Raw genomic sequence first — 16,413 nt, 5'->3', positions numbered from 1 at the left:
CCACCGGGCGAACCACCACCACCGCCAAGCGAACCACCACTACCACCACCACCACCACCACTACCACCACCCCCACCGCCGGGCGAACCCGCCCTACCACCACCGCCACCGCCACCGCCAAGCGAACCCGCCCTACCACCACCGCCGCCTGCCGGTCCCTGAATGGTCTGCGGGCTTTGCGGCCTGCAAAGAGGAATATCGAGCCCAGCATCGGCGGGAACGTCCGCGGCCCCGTCGGCTCCGTGGACCGACAACGACCGCCGGACGGCGCTACCCAAGGAATGCGGTACGTGCTTAACTGAACAAATCACCGAGGGAAGGAAACGCCATGAGCGAGAGCACATCAGACAAACCGAAAGAAATCCCCAGGGACCAACCCGGCGAGCCACCCACAGACCCCGATGTTCAGTCCGATCCCGCCGACGACGACAGCGATCAAGGTGACTGGAGCGGCGAAGGCGGCGCAACGCCGTCGGGCGCCGCAACCCACACCCGCTCAGATGACGACGACGGTTCTTAGGCCGGCACCTCCGCCATTTTTTTGAAATTGGCGGGTTGGACGGAATCTTCGCGGGCGATGGCCTTGCGGATCACCGGCGCCAGGAGTTTCATCAGGCCGGCAGCTTCAACGTCAGCCATGAGGTCCAGTCTGGTCATCGACGGGTCCGCCTGCGGTGTGAGCACATAGCGGTAATGCGCACTGACCGGCCCTACGTGCGAGGTAAGAGTGAGTCCCTCGCCAGGGCTCACCTGCGTGACATCGGATGAACGCTCCCTGCCACGCGCCGTGAAGTGGAGGCGGGTGCCCACTCCGAGTGGGCCGTCAGCCCTCAGCGCGCTGACACCCGGCATCCACCGGGGCGCAAGGGACCAATCCGTTAACCGGTCCCACACCTGACCCGCGGGCAGGTCGATCGTTGCATGGGAAGAAAATGCCTCAGTCACTGTGTTTCTCCTTCGGGTAGCGCCGCCAATACCTTGACGGTACCGAGGCTCAGATACGGTGGTATTGGACAAATTTCACATTGCTCTCTGCGGCACGAAGCCGGGGGCGGCCTGCTCCGGCGGATACCCTAAGCGCTGCGCTGCTACGTACTCCCTGGGTGTCACTCCGGTGTGGCGTGCGAAGTCCCTGATGAGGTGTGCCTGATCAAACCAGCCGAGCTGCGCAGCCTTCTGCGCCCATTGCACCGTCCCGTACACATCAAGGTCAGTCAGCAGCGTCCTCAGCCTCATGATCCGGCTGAGGGACTTTGGCGTAAGCCCTACGATGCGGGAAAATTCCCTGTCCAGTGAGCCATGCGCAATTCCCACCCGTGCGGCCACGGTGGAGATGGGGTCATTGGATCTTCCTGAAGCTGTGCCACTGCCGCGGCACAGCGCTCCAGTCCCTGAACCGCCGTGTTCAGCCCGGCGGCCAGGTGGGACTCGATGATGTCCACCAGCCCTGCCAGCGGGGCGCCGTCGCCGTCCGCTGCCTGTAATGCCGCGCGCAGTGCGGGCCCGTGGTGCCACAGTGAGTCCAGCTCGACAACGCCGCCGCGGATCCCGGCTGGCTGCAAACCCAGGACCGCTTCGCGGCCAAAGGGCGCGGTGACCAGCCCGACGGCGAACGTCCGCCCGGTCGGCTGGTTGATGATGGGGCGCTCGTGGGGTCCGATCAGGAAGCCCCGGGTCATGGTCACCGCTTCGCCGCCCGGTTTACCCTGCAGGATCGGCGGGCCAAGAATGAGCGCGGCAACGGTTGAGCCGGTGGGCGCAATGAGCTCGCGGGTGTCCTCAGGATTCCGTTCGCCGCCCAGAAGGTCTCGACGTAACCACTCAAAGCACCCGTCGCTGGACGGAAGAACGTCTCAAACTCACCCATGATCATGGCGCAACCTTCCCTGACCACCATTTTCCCAGCAGACCCTAGGATTGGTGCATGCCTGCCAACAGAGATCAGCGGCCCGCACCCCTGCTTGTCCTCACCAAGATCACCAGTATCCTCGATGCGTTCTCACTGACCCGTCCCGAGCTGACCCTGGCGGAGATTCGTAAATCAACCGGGCTTCCAACATCGACCGTTCAGCGGCTGGTGGGCAATCTGGTGTCCAACGGATTTCTGGACCGGGCCGGAGACGGCTTCCGGGTGGGTGTGAAAATGTCCTACTGGGCGGCGCCCGCAAGCCACGGAGTGGAGATCCTCGAAACGGTCAAGCCGGTCCTGAACGAGCTGCGGGATTCTCTGGGCGAAACCGTGTGCTTCTACCAGTCCTCCATGGATTACCGTGTGTGCGTGGCCATGGCCGAGACCACCCACATGCTGCGCCGGGCAATGCGCGTGGGCAGGATCCTTCCCTTGCACGCCGGTTCGGCGGGACGGGTGCTGCTCGCCTGGGATGACCAGCTGGCTCAGCGGATACTCTCGGTAGACCTTGATCCGCTGACGGATGACACCATCACCGACCGCGAAACCCTGCGGCACGCCATCGCCCGGACCCAGGCCGACGGTTACGCCATCACCACCGGCGAGCGCGAGAGCGGTGCCAGTGGCTTATCCGCGCCGGTTTTCAATGCCCAGGCGGACCTGGTGGGGGCTTTGACCATCATGGGGCCCACCCTGCGCATGCCGCTGGAGCTGTGCGAGGAGTGGGTCGAAGACCTGCTCGCCGCAGCCGAGAGGATCACCCGGATGATCGGCGGACGACTGCCCGGGGAATCTGCTTTTAGCTCGTAACCCATTCGAAGGCGGTGGCCTTGGATCGGGCGCCCTGGGCGGCTTTCGACCTGTTGTCTTCGCCAAGTTCCGCGATTATCCCTTCACCGAGCGTGACCAGTTCCGCCAGCGTGCCCGGCGTCAGCCAATCGGGCCGGGTGGCAAAGAGAATGTCCTCGCTGGCGGTGTTGCCCGAGGCGCCTGGCGCGAATGGACAGCCGCCCAGCCCCGCGAGCGCGCCATCGACCATGGTTGCACCAGCCGCAATCGCAGCAAGCGCGTTGGCTACCCCCATCCCCCAGGTGTCATGCCCGTGATAAACGACGCCGAGGTCCGGCTTCAGCGCCACAGTGCGGCTGACGAGGTCGGTGACCTCCTGTGGGACCGCATGGCCCAGTGTGTCGCAGATAACGACGTCGGACACCCCCTCCGCGCGCGGGTCGGCGACCAGCTTCAGGACCCGCTCCGGATCGATTCGTCCTTCGAACGGGCACGTGAACGACGTCGCGAGGCAGAGCTGTAGTTTTGCTCCCGCTTTGCGCGCGTGGGCGACGGCATCCGGCAGTGCCGCCATGCTCGCTTCGGTGGTGCGCCCGATGTTGGCCTCGTTGTGGGCGTCGGACACGCTCAGGCAGTACTGCAGGTTCTTCGCACCCGCCGCTGCCGCCTTTTCAACGTGTCCTGGCGTGGCCACCCAGACCCAGCACCGCTCCAGTTCTTCGGGAGTGAGTGCTTCGATCAGCTCAATCGTGTTGGCCATGGGCGGCACCAGGTCCGGCCGGGCCATCGAACCGATCTCAATGGCCGGAACACCCGCTGCGATCAGAGCACGGACTATCCCAACCTTGCGTTCAGTCGAGAGCAGCCCACCGGTCAGCTGCAGGCCGTCGCGGAGAGTGACGTCCCGGAGGATTGCATCGGTGCTCATATTCTCTCCCTGGTCTTTCCCTGATCCATGTCTTCAATGATGCGGGTAGCTTCCGCAGTGGTTTTTTCCAGCAGGTCTTCCAGCACCTCCCGGGTGTTGGCACCCAGGTCCGGCCCCAGGTTCCTGATGGGGAGCGATTTCCCGCCGATCACCGGGGTGATCCCCGGAAATGCCACCTTCTGGAGCGTCTCTTCTCCGGTGGAAACGTCGAACCGCTGAATCATGTTCCGGGAGGCGTACTGATCATCGGCCACGATGTCCTCAGCGGTATAGATTGGCCCGGCCGGAACGCCTGCCGATTCAAGTGCGGCCAACGCGTCCGGAACGGTGAGGGATGCAGTCCACTCCCCAATCGCCGCATCGAGTTCCTCCCGGCGTTCCCAGCGGTCGGCGTTGGACTGCAGCGCCGGATCACTGCCGAGATCCGGGCGCCCGATGGCCTCCATGTACCTCTTGTAGATGCCGTCGCCGTTGCCCGCGATGACTATGCTTCCGCCGCCCTTGCAGACATAGGCATTGGACGGCGCAATGCCCTCCATCCGTCCGCCTGTTCGTTCGCGTTTGACGCCGTAGGCGGTGAAGTCCGGAACCAGCGATTCCATGACGGACAGCATTGCCTCATTCAGGGCCACATCGATGGTGCGGTGATCCAGTGGGATGGCTGACTTTCCGCGCTTGGTCTCACGTTCAAACAACGCCATCACTGCCCCAAACGCGGCATAAATTCCGGCAATGGAGTCACCAATCGACACACCAACGCGTACCGGTGGGCGGTCTGGGTCGCCCACGAGTTCGCGGAAACCGCCGTAGGCTTCAGCGACGGCGGCAAACCCCGGACGCTGCGACAGCGGACCTGTCTGGCCAAAGGCGGAAATGCGGGTCAGGATCAGCTCGGGGTTCACCCCGTTCAGGGTCTCCGGTCCTATTCCCCATTTTTCCAGCGTTCCCGGGCGGAAGTTTTCGAGAACAATGTCGGACTTCGCTGCCAGTTCCAGCACAATGTCGCGGCCCTCGTCGGTCCTCAGGTCAAGGACCACTGACTTCTTGTTCCGGTTGACCGTCCGGTACAGCATGGACGTGGTACCGGCGTACAACCGCCAGTTCCTCAGTTCGTCGCCGGTCCGCGGACGCTCTATCTTGATGACCTCCGCCCCGAAGTCGGCCAGCATGCGTCCGGCAGTGGGTGCGGCGATGTAGTTGCCCAGTTCAAGGACGCGCACGCCTTTCAGCGGAGCAATATCAGTATCTTTCACAGCGTCCTTCCTAGAGGAACAAGCTCAGTATCAGGGTGAAGCCCAAGGCCATCACCGAAGCAACGGATACACCAACTGAGCAGGACTTCAACGTTCCGCGGGTGGTCTGGCCCAGCAGCGACTGCAGCAGCCAGAAGGTATTGGAGGTTGCGTGCACCAGGAACAGCGAACCCGCCCCGGCCGCCAGCGCGATGAGCACCGGGTTCAGCCCCATCGACGGTGCGATGGGGGCGAGGATGCCGGCTGCGGTGATCGCAGAGATGGAGACGGAGCCGACGGCGATGTGCAGCACAGCCGCGATCGCCCAAACCACCACGAGGGGTGCCACCGTACTGGCGGAGAAGTACTGTCCCAGGATGTCGCCCATGCCGCTGGTGGCAACGATCGCGGCCAGCGAACCACCAGCGCCGGTCAGCAGGAGGATCTGTCCCGACTCGTTGAAGCCCAAGGCGATGGCCTTCTCCACCCGGGGCGTGCCGATGGTCATTCGGGCCACGATGCCCGTCCCGACCAAACCAATCAGCAGTGCAATCACCGGGGTGGAGAGGAAGTCCATGACAGGCGAGCTGAAGTTGGCCATCTTCAGTATGGCGCCGGATCCAATCAGTACGAGGGACAGCAGCATGGGCCCGAACATGATCAGCAGACCGGGCTCGCGGGTAGGGGATTTGGTTGTCGCGGCTGGTTTCCGCGTGTCCGTCTTGGTTCCATGGCCGGCTGGGTGCCCGGTGAGGCTGCCGTCGTCGTCGTTGGTTGCGCTTTCCTGAACCACAGCGGCCGGCGAACCAGGGGCCTCCACAAAATCCTGCTGATCCTTTTCTATGTTCCAGAAGCCCCGGTGGATGAGGAAGTTCATGATGAAAATAGCGGAGATGATGGTGGGAATGATTACCAGCAGACCGAAGATGAGCATCTCGCCAAGCGGAACGCTTAACAGCCCAGCGAGCGCGACTGTTGCCACGCCTGGCACCATCAGGACAATGCCGCATTCAAGGCTGATGGCCATGGCTGTGGCGATCTTGGCCGTGCCGTACTTGCCGAGGCTTGGGGCGATGCGGCGGGCGAGAGGAGCGCTCATGACCAGCAGCACGTCGAGGAAGATGGACTGCAGCAAGGTGCCGATGGTGAGCCCCAGCGCGTAGGGAACACCCTTGGGCCCAAAAATGTGCAGCAGTTTGTCCACGAGCCGTCGGATGGCACCCATCTCGTTGAGCAGTGCCCCCATGAGTACACCCCAGCCGATGAGCAGGCCCACCTCAAACATGATGTCGCCGAAGCCCTGCATGATGGCTTCGGTGGTTGTTGCTGCGCCTAGCCCTGTCGCAAGCCCCAGAAAGGCCGCGCCAATGACGAGAGACAGAACCGGGTTGACCCGGAACCTGATGATAAGGACCACGATGGCGATAATCGCCACTGCGGTAATGCTGAGAATTTGCCAGTCTTCCACGATGAAGTGACCTCCGATAGCGAACGTTTGGTGACGTGCAACACATCACTGTTATGTACTATGTGAGCACGGACTCACTATGTGAGTCAAACGTGGTCGTGAGGTATCGGTTTTCGTCAGGCGGTGCATTTGGAACCGGGCACCGCACTCGAAACCTGCCCGCGCGCTACACATATCGAGCGCGGCGGCAGTTCTCATACGCGAATGCCTGGAAAGGGTGCGGGCACGCGGGCAGGATTCCGGCCGCTGCGTAGATAATGGGACCATGCGCAGCGATACCGAGAAGTTCACTGGACACATTGCCGGCCTGGGCACCACCTCCGGGGTGCGGATAGTGATCGGCATGTGGGAGTCATCCCCATTGGGGGCGTTCACGGACGTCATGGTGCAGAGCCGCGAGGGCACGCGCACGCTGCTCGCGCCGTCACAGGCCGTTGCCGACTACGTGAGCTCCACCTACACCTTCGACCTTGTCCGCGTGGTGCCACTGACGGTCTCGATGGATACTGAACGGATAGCGCTCGACGCCGGCCCGCTAAGTCTGCGCGCTGAGTTCGGCGAGCGCACCGCGTTGGGCAAGGTCCTGGGTGCCCTGCCGCGGGCCATTGCCACACACCCAAAGTGGCTCACGCTCGTGAATCCCATTGCACGGATTCTCTTCCGCGGCGTACGCACTGCCGGGTCGACCGGCGACGGCAAACGGGAGTACTACGGCGTGACCGACGCACGGAGCATCACTTCGGTTGCGGCAACCTGGGCCGGCGACCCGCTGGGGAAGCTCGCGGCGGTCAAGCCCCGCGTGCAATTTGGCTTTAGCTCAGCGCCCAAATCGCCGCAGGTGGTGGATGTGACCACCACAATCATCCACGCGGACGAACCAGATTCCGCAGTTTCCGCGCGAGTGCCTCGCGATCTTCTCTGACTGCGAAGAGTCCCTGCTGCGCAGGCACAAGGCGGCTGGTGCGCTGAGGTCGGCGCGTGCATCGGGCACTTACAACAGCAGGAATGCCAAGGGCGTCACAATGACCAACGTGAGAATGACCCGCTGGAACCAGATGACAACCAGCTTCCACACCGGGATGGGAATATCCGTGGCGAGGATGCATGGCACCAGGGCAGAGAAGAAGATGATTCCGGAAACAGATACCACGCCTACAACAAACTTCACCACCAACACCGATTCCGCGACGAGCAGTGCAGGCAGGAACATCTCAGCGATGCCTACCGCACTGGCCTTCGCCACCAGCATGGGTTCGGGCAACTGCAGCGCCCAGGTAAATGGATAGAAGATGTAGCCGATCCAGTCAAAGACCGGCGTATACGTGGCAAGCACCAATCCGAGCAGACCGATCGACAGAATGGACGGCAGGATGGCCATCGTCATCACCAATCCATCCCTAACGTTGACGAAGATGTTCTTTCCGAGTCCCGGCGCCGCGGATGCCGTTTCCTTCGCAGACGCCCAGGCCACGGCCGCCCGGCGGTCGCGAACCTGTTCCTCAGGCGACGGCTCGGCGTCAGGATGGTAGTCATCGGGTATTGCGGAGAGCGGCCAGATTCGGACAGTCACGGCGGTCACGATGAAAGTCACCAGGAGAGTTCCCCAGAAGTAAAGATTCCAGTACTCCATGATGTCCAGGGTCCGGGCAACCACCACCATGAAGGTTGCCGAAACGGTGGAGAAGCCGGTGGCAATGATTGCGGCTTCTCTGGCGGTGTATTTTCCTTGGCGATACATGCGGTTGGTAATCAGCAGACCCAGTGAGTAGCTGCCCACAAACGAAGCAACTGCATCAACCGCGGAGCGGCCAGGCGTCCTCCAGATGGGGCGCATGACGCGCTGTACCAGCACGCCGATGTATTCAAGCAGCCCATAGCTCACCAAAAGAGCAAGGAAGACCGCACCGATGGGAACCAGCAGTCCCACGGGAATTACAAGTTTGTTGAAGAGGAACGGCCCCATGTCCGGCTCAAAGAGCCACGATGGACCGATGCCAAAAACCATCATGATTCCCACCCCGAGGCCCAACACCTTGAACAGCGAGAACACCACGTCCAGTGCGGACCTACGCCAGGTGCCGTTGGCGAAAGGATAAACAGCGCCCGCGCCGATGATGGCCAGCGCGTAGTAAGGCAGGACCGGACCGATGCTGCCGATAAGGAAGGTGACGGCGTGGTCCAGCATGATCGTGTTGGTCCCGCCGATTGTCACCGGGACAAAGAACATGAATGCGCCGATGGAACTGTAAACAAACAGTTTCCATACGGCTCCGGACTTCACAGAACGGTTAGTTGAGGTGACAGCCATCATCAGTTTCTCCAGATACTCCGCGCTTCACAGTGAAGCGCGTCACAATGTATAGATCCAGCAGACATCCAATTGGCCTCGCTGGCAATACGCTGGAGTGGAGTACGGTCTCAAATATGAGATTCAACCGGAAGAGACAACGCTAATGGCTACATCAGGCGCCTTGCAAACGTTGAATATCCTGAGCTTCCTCGCCACCCAGGCTGGCCCGGTCCCTGCCGCCCGGATTGCCGCGGAAGTCGGCGCACCCCGTTCCTCCACGTTCCGGCTGTTGAAGGGCATGGAATCGCTGGGATTCATTACGCACCTCCACGAGACCCAGTCCTATGCGCTGGGCATAGCTGCACTGGAAATCGGCCAGGCTTTCGCCATCCAGGAACCGCTGGCCCGATTCGGAATGCCGGTAGTGGGGCGGCTCGTCGTGCGACTGGGAGAAACGGCACATCTGGCAGTCCTGCACGGCAACGAGACCCTCTACGTGTGCGCGCAAGCCGCCACGGCGCGTTCGCGCCTCGTGACCGCGAAAGACGTCCGCCTACCTGGATATCTCACGGCGTCCGGCCGGGCGATCCTCGCCACCTACACCGATGAGCAGATTCATGCCATTTACCCCGCGCCGTTCGCATTCACTCGCCGCACAGATCGAGGTCCAGGATCAATGGCGGAACTGCGCGCCATCTTGGATACGACGGCGCACAACGGCTTTGCTTTGGAGTCAGGCGAAGTGACGTCCGGGCTCTCTTCGCTTGCGATGCCCGTCCGGGACAGGTCGGGGCGTGCGGTCGCATCAATCTCCGTCACCTGCGTGGACACCACACAGGTGACGCCACCGAAAGGAACCCGGAAGACGCCGTCGGACGCTGCCATTCTCAACGCGCTGGACCATGCCACCCGTGAACTAGGCCGGCGGTTGGGCTGGGCGCCCGCGCCCGGTTGAGACCTGGGTGCGCGCTGGCTTTTGTCCGCCATGGACCAAGTAACAGCAGGCTTCACAAAAGCACAGGAAGTGCAGGATCAGGCACGCCTGACGAAGCCCAGCTCCTTATCGACCACATGTTCAAAGCCCCGGCCTGCGGCCCACCGCTCAAGGTTGTCCTTGAACTGGTCCGCCAGATCGTCCCGCCAGCCCGTGACATCACCGGATAAATGGGCGCTGATCTGCACCTGTGGCATTGCCCAGAGCGGACTTTCCAAGGGCAGCGGCTCTACAGCAACCACGTCAAGCGACGCACCGGCAAGTCCGCCATTTTCCAAGGAGGAAACCAGGGAAGCCTCGTCCACCAGAGCGCCCCGGCCCACATTCACGAAGTGCGCCGAGTCCTTCATCGCCCCAAACACGCCCGCATCAAACATCCCCCGGGTGGACCCGGTCAGCGGCGCCACCGCCACCACATGGTCGGCCCATCCAACATGCAGGGCAAGGTCCGACGACGGTACTACAGTCCCGAAGTCGGGATCGCTTTCACGGGCGGTGCGTCCAACTCCGCGGACCTCGATGCCTAAAGGCCTGAGCACGCGCGCAATTTCCCGCCCAATTCCCCCGGCGCCAACAATCAGGGCAGTTGACCCATACGTCCGCCGGGTATCCCGGTGATGCCACTCCCGCCGATCCTGCAGCACCCGGCTGTGGTGAAGCTCCTTGTCGAAGGCGAGGATAGCCGCCAGTACGTACTCCGCGATGGGCCGGTCAAAGATGCCGTGCGCGTTGGTAAGGACAACATCGGAGGCGCGCAGCTCATCGAACAGGATCGCGTCCACGCCGGCCGCGGCAACGTGCACCCACTCCAGTGATGACGCACCCGTCCACGCATCACGCAGCGCGGAGGAGAAAAAGTCCCAGAGCAGCAGCCCCTGCGCGCCGTCGAGCGCGTCCCGCAACCCAGCTGCATCGGTGACCCGAAAGTCCGCGATCGACTCCAGCGCAGACAGGTTGTAGGGCAACGGATGCTCGGGCGCGGCAAGGACAGCAACAGTAAGGCGGGGCATAGCCCACACGCTACCGCAGCACCCGGATTGTTGACAATCTACTATCATGGCACCCACGATGGGAAGATGATGAGCCTCAGCCCCCTTCTCAAGCAAGCCACCCCTGTTGTGGTTGACCACGCCGCCGGATCATGGATTCATGGCACGGACGGGCGCAGCTACCTGGATTTCACCACCGGCATCGGCGTCACCAGCACGGGCCACTGCCATCCCAAGGTTGTGGCCGCAGCACGCGAACAGACCGGAAAAATCATCCACGCGCAGTACACCACCGTGATGCATCAGCCGCTCCTTCAGCTCACTGAGAAGCTCGGTGAAGTCCTCCCTGACGGTCTGGACAGCATCTTCTACGCGAACTCCGGCTCCGAGGCCGTTGAGGCATCCATCCGCCTGGCCCGCATGGCCACCGGCAAACCCAACATCATCGCCTTCCACGGCGGCTTTCACGGACGCACGGTCGCTGCCGCATCGCTGACGACGGCGGGAACCCGCTTCCGCTCCGGATTCTCACCCATCATGGGCGGCGTACACATCGCCCCCTTTCCCTACGCCTTCCGGTACGGCTGGGACGTCCCCACCGCCGTCGACTTCGCCCTGAAAGAACTCGACTACCTCCTCCAGACCATCTCCAGCCCCGAGGACACCGCCGCGTTCATCATCGAACCTGCACTGGGCGACGGCGGCTACCTGCCCACGCCGCCGGCATTCCTGGAGGGTCTCGCGGAACGCTCAAAGAAACACGGGATCCTGTTGATCGTTGACGAAGTCCAGACCGGCGTCGGACGCACCGGGAAGTTCTGGGGCCATCACCACGCGGACGTCACTCCGGACATCCTGATCACCGCCAAGGGACTGGCCAGCGGTTTCCCGATCTCGGCCATCGCCGCCTCCACAAAGCTGATGGAGAAGGGCCGGCCCGGTTCACAGGGAGGCACCTACGGCGGGAACGCGGTGGCGGCAGCAGCGGCCGTTGCAACGTTGGACGTAGTGAGGGAGGAAAGCCTCGTCGAGAATGCCCGGATAAGGGGCCTGCAACTGTCTGAAGGCCTGCAGAAAATCGGTGCGGCAAACCCGTTCATCGGCGACGTACGCGGCCTCGGCCTCATGCAGGCGCTGGAGTTTGTCACGGTGGACGGCGAACCCGACGCCGCCGCAGCAACCGCAGTGCAGCAGTCGGCCGTCAAGGAAGATTTGCTGCTGCTGACCTGTGGAACCCGCGGCAACGTGGTCAGGGTCATTCCCGCCTTGGTGGTGACCGAGGAAGAGGTCAATACTGGGCTGAGGGCACTGGAAGCGGCCGTCGCTGCGGGCACCGGCGCCTGAATCAATTCCCCAGCGAAGGACCTGATGAGCACCACCACCGAGTCCCTTGAAGTCCTGCGGGCACAGGGCATCGACATCGACACCTCCTCCCGGCGCCTCTCGGAGTACAGCTATGACGCGTCGAACTACCGTGTCCCGCCCAACGGAGTGGTCTTCCCCCGCACGGTGGATGACGTCGTTGCCACCGTCCGCTGGTGCGACGGCAACAATGTTCCCGTCATCAGCCGCGGCGGCGGCACCTCCATGGCGGGCAACGCTGTGGGCGGCGGTCTGGTGCTCGATTTTTCCCGCTACCTGAACGCCGTGGTGGCGGTGAACCGGGAGGCGATGACCGCCGTCGTCGAACCCGGTCTGGTGATTACCGGCCTGCAGCAGCACGTTGAGCGCGCCACCGGCGGCGAGCTCACCTTCGCGCCCGATCCGTCCAGCAAATCCCGCGCCACCATCGGCGGATCCGTGGGCAATGATGCGTGTGGAAACCACTCAGTACGCTACGGACGCACCTCGGATCATGTGGTGTCGCTGGACCTGGTGACTGCCTCGGGCCACCGTCTCACCGCCACCGCCACCGGTCTGCAGGCAACAGACACGAACGACGACGACGCGGCCAGGCAAGCGGCCAGGCTCACCGAGGACCTGCAACGGCTGAGCCGGGATCATCTGGCGGATTTCCGCCGGGAGCTGGGACGGATTCCCCGGCAGGTTTCGGGCTTCCACCTCTCGCACTTGCTGCCCGAAAACGGTTTCAACGTGGCCCGCGCGCTGGTGGGCAGCGAAGGTACCTGCGCCGTCGTCGTCGGGGCCACCGTGCGCCTGGTGCCCAAGCCGGCGTCGGCATTGCTGGTTAGCCTGGGCTACAACGACGTGGTGGATGCCGCCCGCGATGTGATGACCATCCTGGAGTACTCCCCCGCCGCGATCGAGGGCATCGACGAGGCGATCGTGGAGACGATGCGCTTCCGTCGGGGCAACGATGCCGTGCAGGGGCTGCCCAACGGAAAAGCCTGGCTCTACGTGGATCTGGATGGCGATGACCGCGAATCCGTGGAGGCTCAGGCGCAGGAGTTGCTGATCCGGTTGCAGGGCAACGGGCACCTGGTTGAGGGACGGGTTGTTCCGGACCTGGTTGAACGTGCCTCGCTGTGGCGGGTCCGTGAAGACGGTGCCGGCCTGGCGGCGAGGCTTCACACCGGCGGCGAATCGTGGCCCGGCTGGGAAGACTCCGCCGTGGCTCCGGAACATCTGGCCGATTACCTTGCGGACTTCCGTGAACTGCTTGCCGAGTTTGACCTGCACGGCGTGATGTACGGGCATTTCGGCGCCGGCTGCATGCACATCCGCATCACCTTTGATCTACGGTCCGACGCCGGCCGGGACGTCATGACCCGGTTCACCCGTGCAGCGGCGGAGCTGGTGGTGCGCCACGGTGGGTCGCTGTCCGGCGAGCACGGCGACGGCCGGGCACGCTCCGAGCTGCTGCCCGTCATGTACTCACCTGCCATCCTGGCGTCCTTCGACCGGTACAAATCGATCTGGGACCCGCAGGGGCTGTTGAACCCCGGGTCCATCACGTCGCCCGCCCAGATTGCGGCTGACCTGGCGCTGGACGGCATACCGGCGCGGGAGTGGCGCACGAGTTTTGATCTGCGGCCGCTGGTTGCAGGGGCTCCATCCCACAGCATGGACCCCTTCGCCCACGCGGTGCAGGGCTGCGTGGGGATTGGCCGCTGCCGCAGCGATTCCGGCGGTGTCATGTGCCCCAGCTACCGTGCCACCGGCGACGAAAAGGACTCGACCAGGGGCCGTGCCCGCGTGCTGCAGGACATGATCCGCGGTGCCCGCACTGTGGAGGAGGGGTGGAAGTCGGACGACGTCCGCGAGGCACTGGACCTCTGCCTCTCCTGCAAGGCCTGCTCCACCGACTGTCCCACCGGCGTGGACATGGCCACCTACAAATCCGAGTTCTTTGACCATTACTACCGCGGCCGGCTGCGGCCAATCTCCCACTATTCACTCGGCTGGCTTCCCCGCTGGCTGAAAATCACCGGACGAATTGCTCCGCTGGTGAACCTTGTACTCGGCAGTCCAGCCGGCAAACTGGTGGCCCGGCTCGGTGGCCTGACAACCGAGCGCGCGCTGCCGCCCTTCGCCTCGGCCAACGCCTGGCGGAAGGGCACGACGACGGCGCTGGCCCGGGACACCGGCGTCGTACTCTTTGTTGACACTTTCACGCGCGGCTTCCGGCCACAGGTGGCGGGTGCCGCGCAGCGGGTGCTGGAGAGTGCCGGCCAAACCGTTGAATGCAACGCTGAAGCGTGCTGCGGCCTGACCTGGATTTCCACTGGCCAGCTTGGTGCGGCCAAGAAAATGCTGGCCAAGGCCGCGGAGACGCTCGATGATGGGACGGACCGGCCCATTATCGTGATCGAGCCCAGTTGCGCTGCTGCGTTCCGGAAGGATCTGCCTGAACTGGTCCACACCGACGCCGCACGGCGGGTTGCCGCACGGGTCCAGAGTTTCGCGTCGGCGGTGACCACGCTGACGGAAGCCGGCTGGACGCCGCAGTGGCCCGGCGGACAAGCTCCGAATGAGGTCACCGTGCAGACACACTGCCACGAGTATTCGACCTTTGGCGCCGGAGTTCAGCGTGGGGCGCTTGCCGCCGTCGGCGTGGGCTCAGTGAACGAGGCAACCGGCTGCTGCGGGGTGGCCGGGAACTTCGGCTTCGAAGCAGCGCACTATGACGTCAGCATGGCCGTCGCTGAGCAGGCCCTCGCGCCGGCGCTGAGCAAGACACCGCGCGAAACACCGGTGCTTACGGACGGTTTCAGCTGCCAGATGCAGGTCAAGCAACTTGACCCGGCACGGCCGTCCCTGCACCTGGCGGAATTACTTGACCCCGGCACTTCTGAGGAAAGGGAACACCCATGAGCACAACAACCACCCGAAGCCGCGCCGCGGAACTGATCGGGACACTGGACACAGGCCTCTTCATCAACGGCGCCTGGGTGCCGGCCGAATCCGCGGCCACTTTCACCGTGGAGAACCCGGCCACCGGTGAAATCATCGCGACGGTGGCGGACGGCGGTCCGGCTGACGCCCAGAAGGCCATCCAAGCCGCCGCGAACGCCCAGAAGAAGTGGGGTAAAACCGCGCCGCGTGAACGAAGCGAGATCCTGCGCCGCGCCTATGACCTCATCATGGAGCGGCAGGATGACCTCGCCCTGATCATGACCACCGAAATGGGCAAGCCGCTGGCCGAAGCCAAGGGTGAGGTGGCCTACGGCGCCGAGTTTTTCCGCTGGTTCTCCGAGGAAGCCGTCCGCATTGGCGGCGACCACACCACCACCGGCGACGGGAAGAACCGGATTCTGGTGACCCGCGAACCCGTTGGCCCGTGCGTGCTGGTGACCCCGTGGAACTTCCCGCTGGCCATGGGCACCCGCAAGATCGGGCCCGCCATCGCGGCCGGGTGCACCATGGTCTTCAAACCCGCCGAGCTGACGCCGCTGACCTCCCTGGCGCTGGTGAATATCCTCGTGGAGGCTGGACTGCCGGCCGGTGTTCTCAACGTGGTGACAACGTCCAACGCCGGCAGCGTGGTGGAACCGTGGATGGACAGCGGACTGGCCCGGAAAATCAGCTTCACCGGGTCAACCGAAGTCGGCAAAATCCTCTTGGCGCAGGCGTCCCGCAACGTCATGCGCTCCTCCATGGAGCTCGGCGGCAACGCCCCGTTCATCGTGTGCGAGGACGCGGATCTGGACAGGGCCGTCACTGGGGCCGTCGCCGCGAAGATGCGCAACATGGGTGAGGCCTGCACCGCCGCGAACCGCATGTACGTGCACCGGTCCATCGCGGACGAGTTTGCCCGCCGCCTCGGTGAGGCGATGTCAGCGCTCACCGTGGGCAACGGGGCCGACGACGGCGTGCAGGTAGGTCCGCTGGTCGAAGCCAAGGCGCTGGAAAAGGTGGAGGAACTGGTGGCAGACGCCCTCGAGCGCGGCGCCACCGTAATAACCGGCGGCGGCCGACCTGATGGGCCCGGGTACTTCTACCAGCCCACCGTCCTCTCCGGTGTCAGCCCGGATTCGGCCATGATGGACACAGAGATCTTTGGTCCGGTGGCACCGGTGGTGCCCTTCGATAACGACGACGACGCCCTCCGCCTCGCCAACAACACACCGTGGGGGCTGGTTGGCTACCTGTTCACCCAGGACATTGACCGGGCCTTGCGTCTTGGAGCTGAGTTGGAGGTGGGGATGGTGGGGCTGAACACTGGGATCGTGTCCAATCCAGCGGCACCGTTTGGCGGCGTCAAGCAGTCCGGTCTGGGCCGTGAGGGCGGCCGTGTGGGCATCGACGAGTTCCTCGAGTACAAGTACATGTCCATCCCGGTGGTCGGGTAGGACGGCAAGGTCTCCACGCGGGCCTGGCGGCCCTTGGTCGACCACCGGCCGTCGACCCCCG

The 16,413-nt window shown here is 63.8% G+C and carries 16 protein-coding genes; 7 read left to right on the top strand and 9 right to left on the bottom strand.

Annotation, left to right across the window (positions count from 1 at the left end):
• On the bottom strand, positions 1-211 hold a 211-nt coding region (locus Y708_RS30400), incomplete at its 3' end, for a hypothetical protein (RefSeq protein WP_028279761.1).
• 117 nt (positions 212-328) lie between these two features.
• On the opposite strand from Y708_RS30400, the gene Y708_RS0109500 reads away from it, so the two are divergent.
• Positions 329-520 carry a hypothetical protein gene (locus tag Y708_RS0109500; RefSeq protein WP_028279760.1) on the top strand — a complete coding sequence of 64 codons (192 nt, stop codon included), beginning with the start codon at positions 329-331 and terminating at the stop codon, positions 518-520.
• Here the strand turns inward: Y708_RS0109500 and Y708_RS0109495 are convergent.
• From Y708_RS0109495 to Y708_RS29770, 3 genes are all read right to left on the bottom strand, one after another.
• Positions 517-945, bottom strand: a complete 429-nt coding sequence (locus tag Y708_RS0109495) for an SRPBCC family protein (protein WP_028279759.1) — start codon at positions 943-945, stop codon at positions 517-519. The two genes, Y708_RS0109500 and Y708_RS0109495, sit on opposite strands and share 4 nt — an antisense overlap.
• Positions 946-1,020: 75 nt before the next feature.
• Complete coding sequence (locus Y708_RS29775; protein WP_162150461.1) at positions 1,021-1,314, bottom strand: helix-turn-helix domain-containing protein; 294 nt, start codon at positions 1,312-1,314, stop codon at positions 1,021-1,023.
• Positions 1,266-1,685: a hypothetical protein gene (locus Y708_RS29770; RefSeq protein ID WP_028279757.1), complete on the bottom strand. Its 420-nt coding sequence runs from the start codon at positions 1,683-1,685 to the stop codon at positions 1,266-1,268. Before Y708_RS29770 ends, Y708_RS29775 begins: the two co-directional genes overlap by 49 nt.
• 239 nt (positions 1,686-1,924) lie before the next feature.
• On the opposite strand from Y708_RS29770, the gene Y708_RS0109480 reads away from it, so the two are divergent.
• A complete protein-coding gene (locus tag Y708_RS0109480) occupies positions 1,925-2,719 on the top strand; it encodes an IclR family transcriptional regulator (protein WP_028279756.1) in 795 nt (264 codons plus the stop codon).
• Here the strand turns inward: Y708_RS0109480 and Y708_RS0109475 are convergent.
• The 3 genes from Y708_RS0109475 to Y708_RS0109465 are packed head-to-tail and all read right to left on the bottom strand — an operon-like array spanning position 2,709 to position 6,326.
• Positions 2,709-3,626, bottom strand: a complete 918-nt coding sequence (locus Y708_RS0109475; protein ID WP_028279755.1) for a beta/alpha barrel domain-containing protein — start codon at positions 3,624-3,626, stop codon at positions 2,709-2,711. The genes Y708_RS0109480 and Y708_RS0109475 overlap by 11 nt on opposite strands.
• Positions 3,623-4,879: a CaiB/BaiF CoA transferase family protein gene (locus Y708_RS0109470; RefSeq protein ID WP_028279754.1), complete on the bottom strand. Its 1,257-nt coding sequence runs from the start codon at positions 4,877-4,879 to the stop codon at positions 3,623-3,625. The genes Y708_RS0109475 and Y708_RS0109470 overlap by 4 nt, the downstream gene beginning before the upstream one ends.
• 10 nt (positions 4,880-4,889) lie before the next feature.
• A complete protein-coding gene (locus tag Y708_RS0109465) occupies positions 4,890-6,326 on the bottom strand; it encodes a GntP family permease (RefSeq protein ID WP_028279753.1) in 1,437 nt (478 codons plus the stop codon).
• A 265-nt stretch (positions 6,327-6,591) separates the two neighbouring features.
• Here Y708_RS0109465 and Y708_RS24025 point away from each other — a divergent pair, with 265 nt between their 5' ends.
• Complete coding sequence (locus Y708_RS24025; protein WP_051478857.1) at positions 6,592-7,248, top strand: hypothetical protein; 657 nt, start codon at positions 6,592-6,594, stop codon at positions 7,246-7,248.
• A 69-nt stretch (positions 7,249-7,317) separates the two neighbouring features.
• On the opposite strand, the gene Y708_RS0109455 is transcribed toward Y708_RS24025, so the two are convergent.
• Entirely contained in the window at positions 7,318-8,634 is a 1,317-nt protein-coding gene (locus Y708_RS0109455; RefSeq protein WP_216699766.1) for a YjiH family protein, read from the bottom strand.
• 145 nt (positions 8,635-8,779) lie between these two features.
• On the opposite strand from Y708_RS0109455, the gene Y708_RS0109450 reads away from it, so the two are divergent.
• Positions 8,780-9,571, top strand: a complete 792-nt coding sequence (locus Y708_RS0109450; protein WP_028279751.1) for an IclR family transcriptional regulator — start codon at positions 8,780-8,782, stop codon at positions 9,569-9,571.
• Positions 9,572-9,648: 77 nt separating this feature from the next.
• On the opposite strand, the gene Y708_RS0109445 is transcribed toward Y708_RS0109450, so the two are convergent.
• On the bottom strand, positions 9,649-10,620 hold the full coding sequence (locus Y708_RS0109445; protein WP_028279750.1) for a D-2-hydroxyacid dehydrogenase: 972 nt from the start codon (positions 10,618-10,620) through the stop codon (positions 9,649-9,651).
• A 66-nt stretch (positions 10,621-10,686) separates the two neighbouring features.
• On the opposite strand from Y708_RS0109445, the gene Y708_RS0109440 reads away from it, so the two are divergent.
• The 3 genes from Y708_RS0109440 to Y708_RS0109430 are packed head-to-tail and all read left to right on the top strand — an operon-like array spanning position 10,687 to position 16,352.
• A complete protein-coding gene (locus Y708_RS0109440; protein WP_028279749.1) occupies positions 10,687-11,943 on the top strand; it encodes an aspartate aminotransferase family protein in 1,257 nt (418 codons plus the stop codon).
• 24 nt (positions 11,944-11,967) lie between these two features.
• Complete coding sequence (locus tag Y708_RS0109435) at positions 11,968-14,874, top strand: FAD-binding and (Fe-S)-binding domain-containing protein (protein WP_051478856.1); 2,907 nt, start codon at positions 11,968-11,970, stop codon at positions 14,872-14,874.
• Positions 14,871-16,352, top strand: coding sequence for an NAD-dependent succinate-semialdehyde dehydrogenase (locus Y708_RS0109430; RefSeq protein WP_028279747.1), 1,482 nt, complete (start codon positions 14,871-14,873; stop codon positions 16,350-16,352). Before Y708_RS0109435 ends, Y708_RS0109430 begins: the two co-directional genes overlap by 4 nt.
• Positions 16,353-16,413 lie beyond the last annotated feature (61 nt).

Origin of the sequence: Arthrobacter sp. H5, from assembly GCF_000520595.1 — a bacterium.
GTDB lineage: Bacteria > Actinomycetota > Actinomycetes > Actinomycetales > Micrococcaceae > Arthrobacter_D.
This window is presented reverse-complemented; position numbering and strand designations above follow the sequence as displayed.

What these genes read in the sequence shown, in the direction of transcription:
- Y708_RS0109500 (WP_028279760.1), top strand. Translation starts at nt 329, where the DNA reads ATGAGCGAGAGCACATCAGACAAACCGAAAGAAATCCCCAGGGACCAA.
- Y708_RS0109480 (WP_028279756.1), top strand. Translation starts at nt 1,925, where the DNA reads ATGCCTGCCAACAGAGATCAGCGGCCCGCACCCCTGCTTGTCCTCACC.
- Y708_RS0109475 (WP_028279755.1), bottom strand. Translation starts at nt 3,626, where the DNA reads ATGAGCACCGATGCAATCCTCCGGGACGTCACTCTCCGCGACGGCCTG.
- Y708_RS24025 (WP_051478857.1), top strand. Translation starts at nt 6,592, where the DNA reads ATGCGCAGCGATACCGAGAAGTTCACTGGACACATTGCCGGCCTGGGC.
- Y708_RS0109455 (WP_216699766.1), bottom strand. Translation starts at nt 8,634, where the DNA reads ATGGCTGTCACCTCAACTAACCGTTCTGTGAAGTCCGGAGCCGTATGG.
- Y708_RS0109450 (WP_028279751.1), top strand. Translation starts at nt 8,780, where the DNA reads ATGGCTACATCAGGCGCCTTGCAAACGTTGAATATCCTGAGCTTCCTC.
- Y708_RS0109445 (WP_028279750.1), bottom strand. Translation starts at nt 10,620, where the DNA reads ATGCCCCGCCTTACTGTTGCTGTCCTTGCCGCGCCCGAGCATCCGTTG.
- Y708_RS0109440 (WP_028279749.1), top strand. Translation starts at nt 10,687, where the DNA reads ATGATGAGCCTCAGCCCCCTTCTCAAGCAAGCCACCCCTGTTGTGGTT.
- Y708_RS0109435 (WP_051478856.1), top strand. Translation starts at nt 11,968, where the DNA reads ATGAGCACCACCACCGAGTCCCTTGAAGTCCTGCGGGCACAGGGCATC.
- Y708_RS0109430 (WP_028279747.1), top strand. Translation starts at nt 14,871, where the DNA reads ATGAGCACAACAACCACCCGAAGCCGCGCCGCGGAACTGATCGGGACA.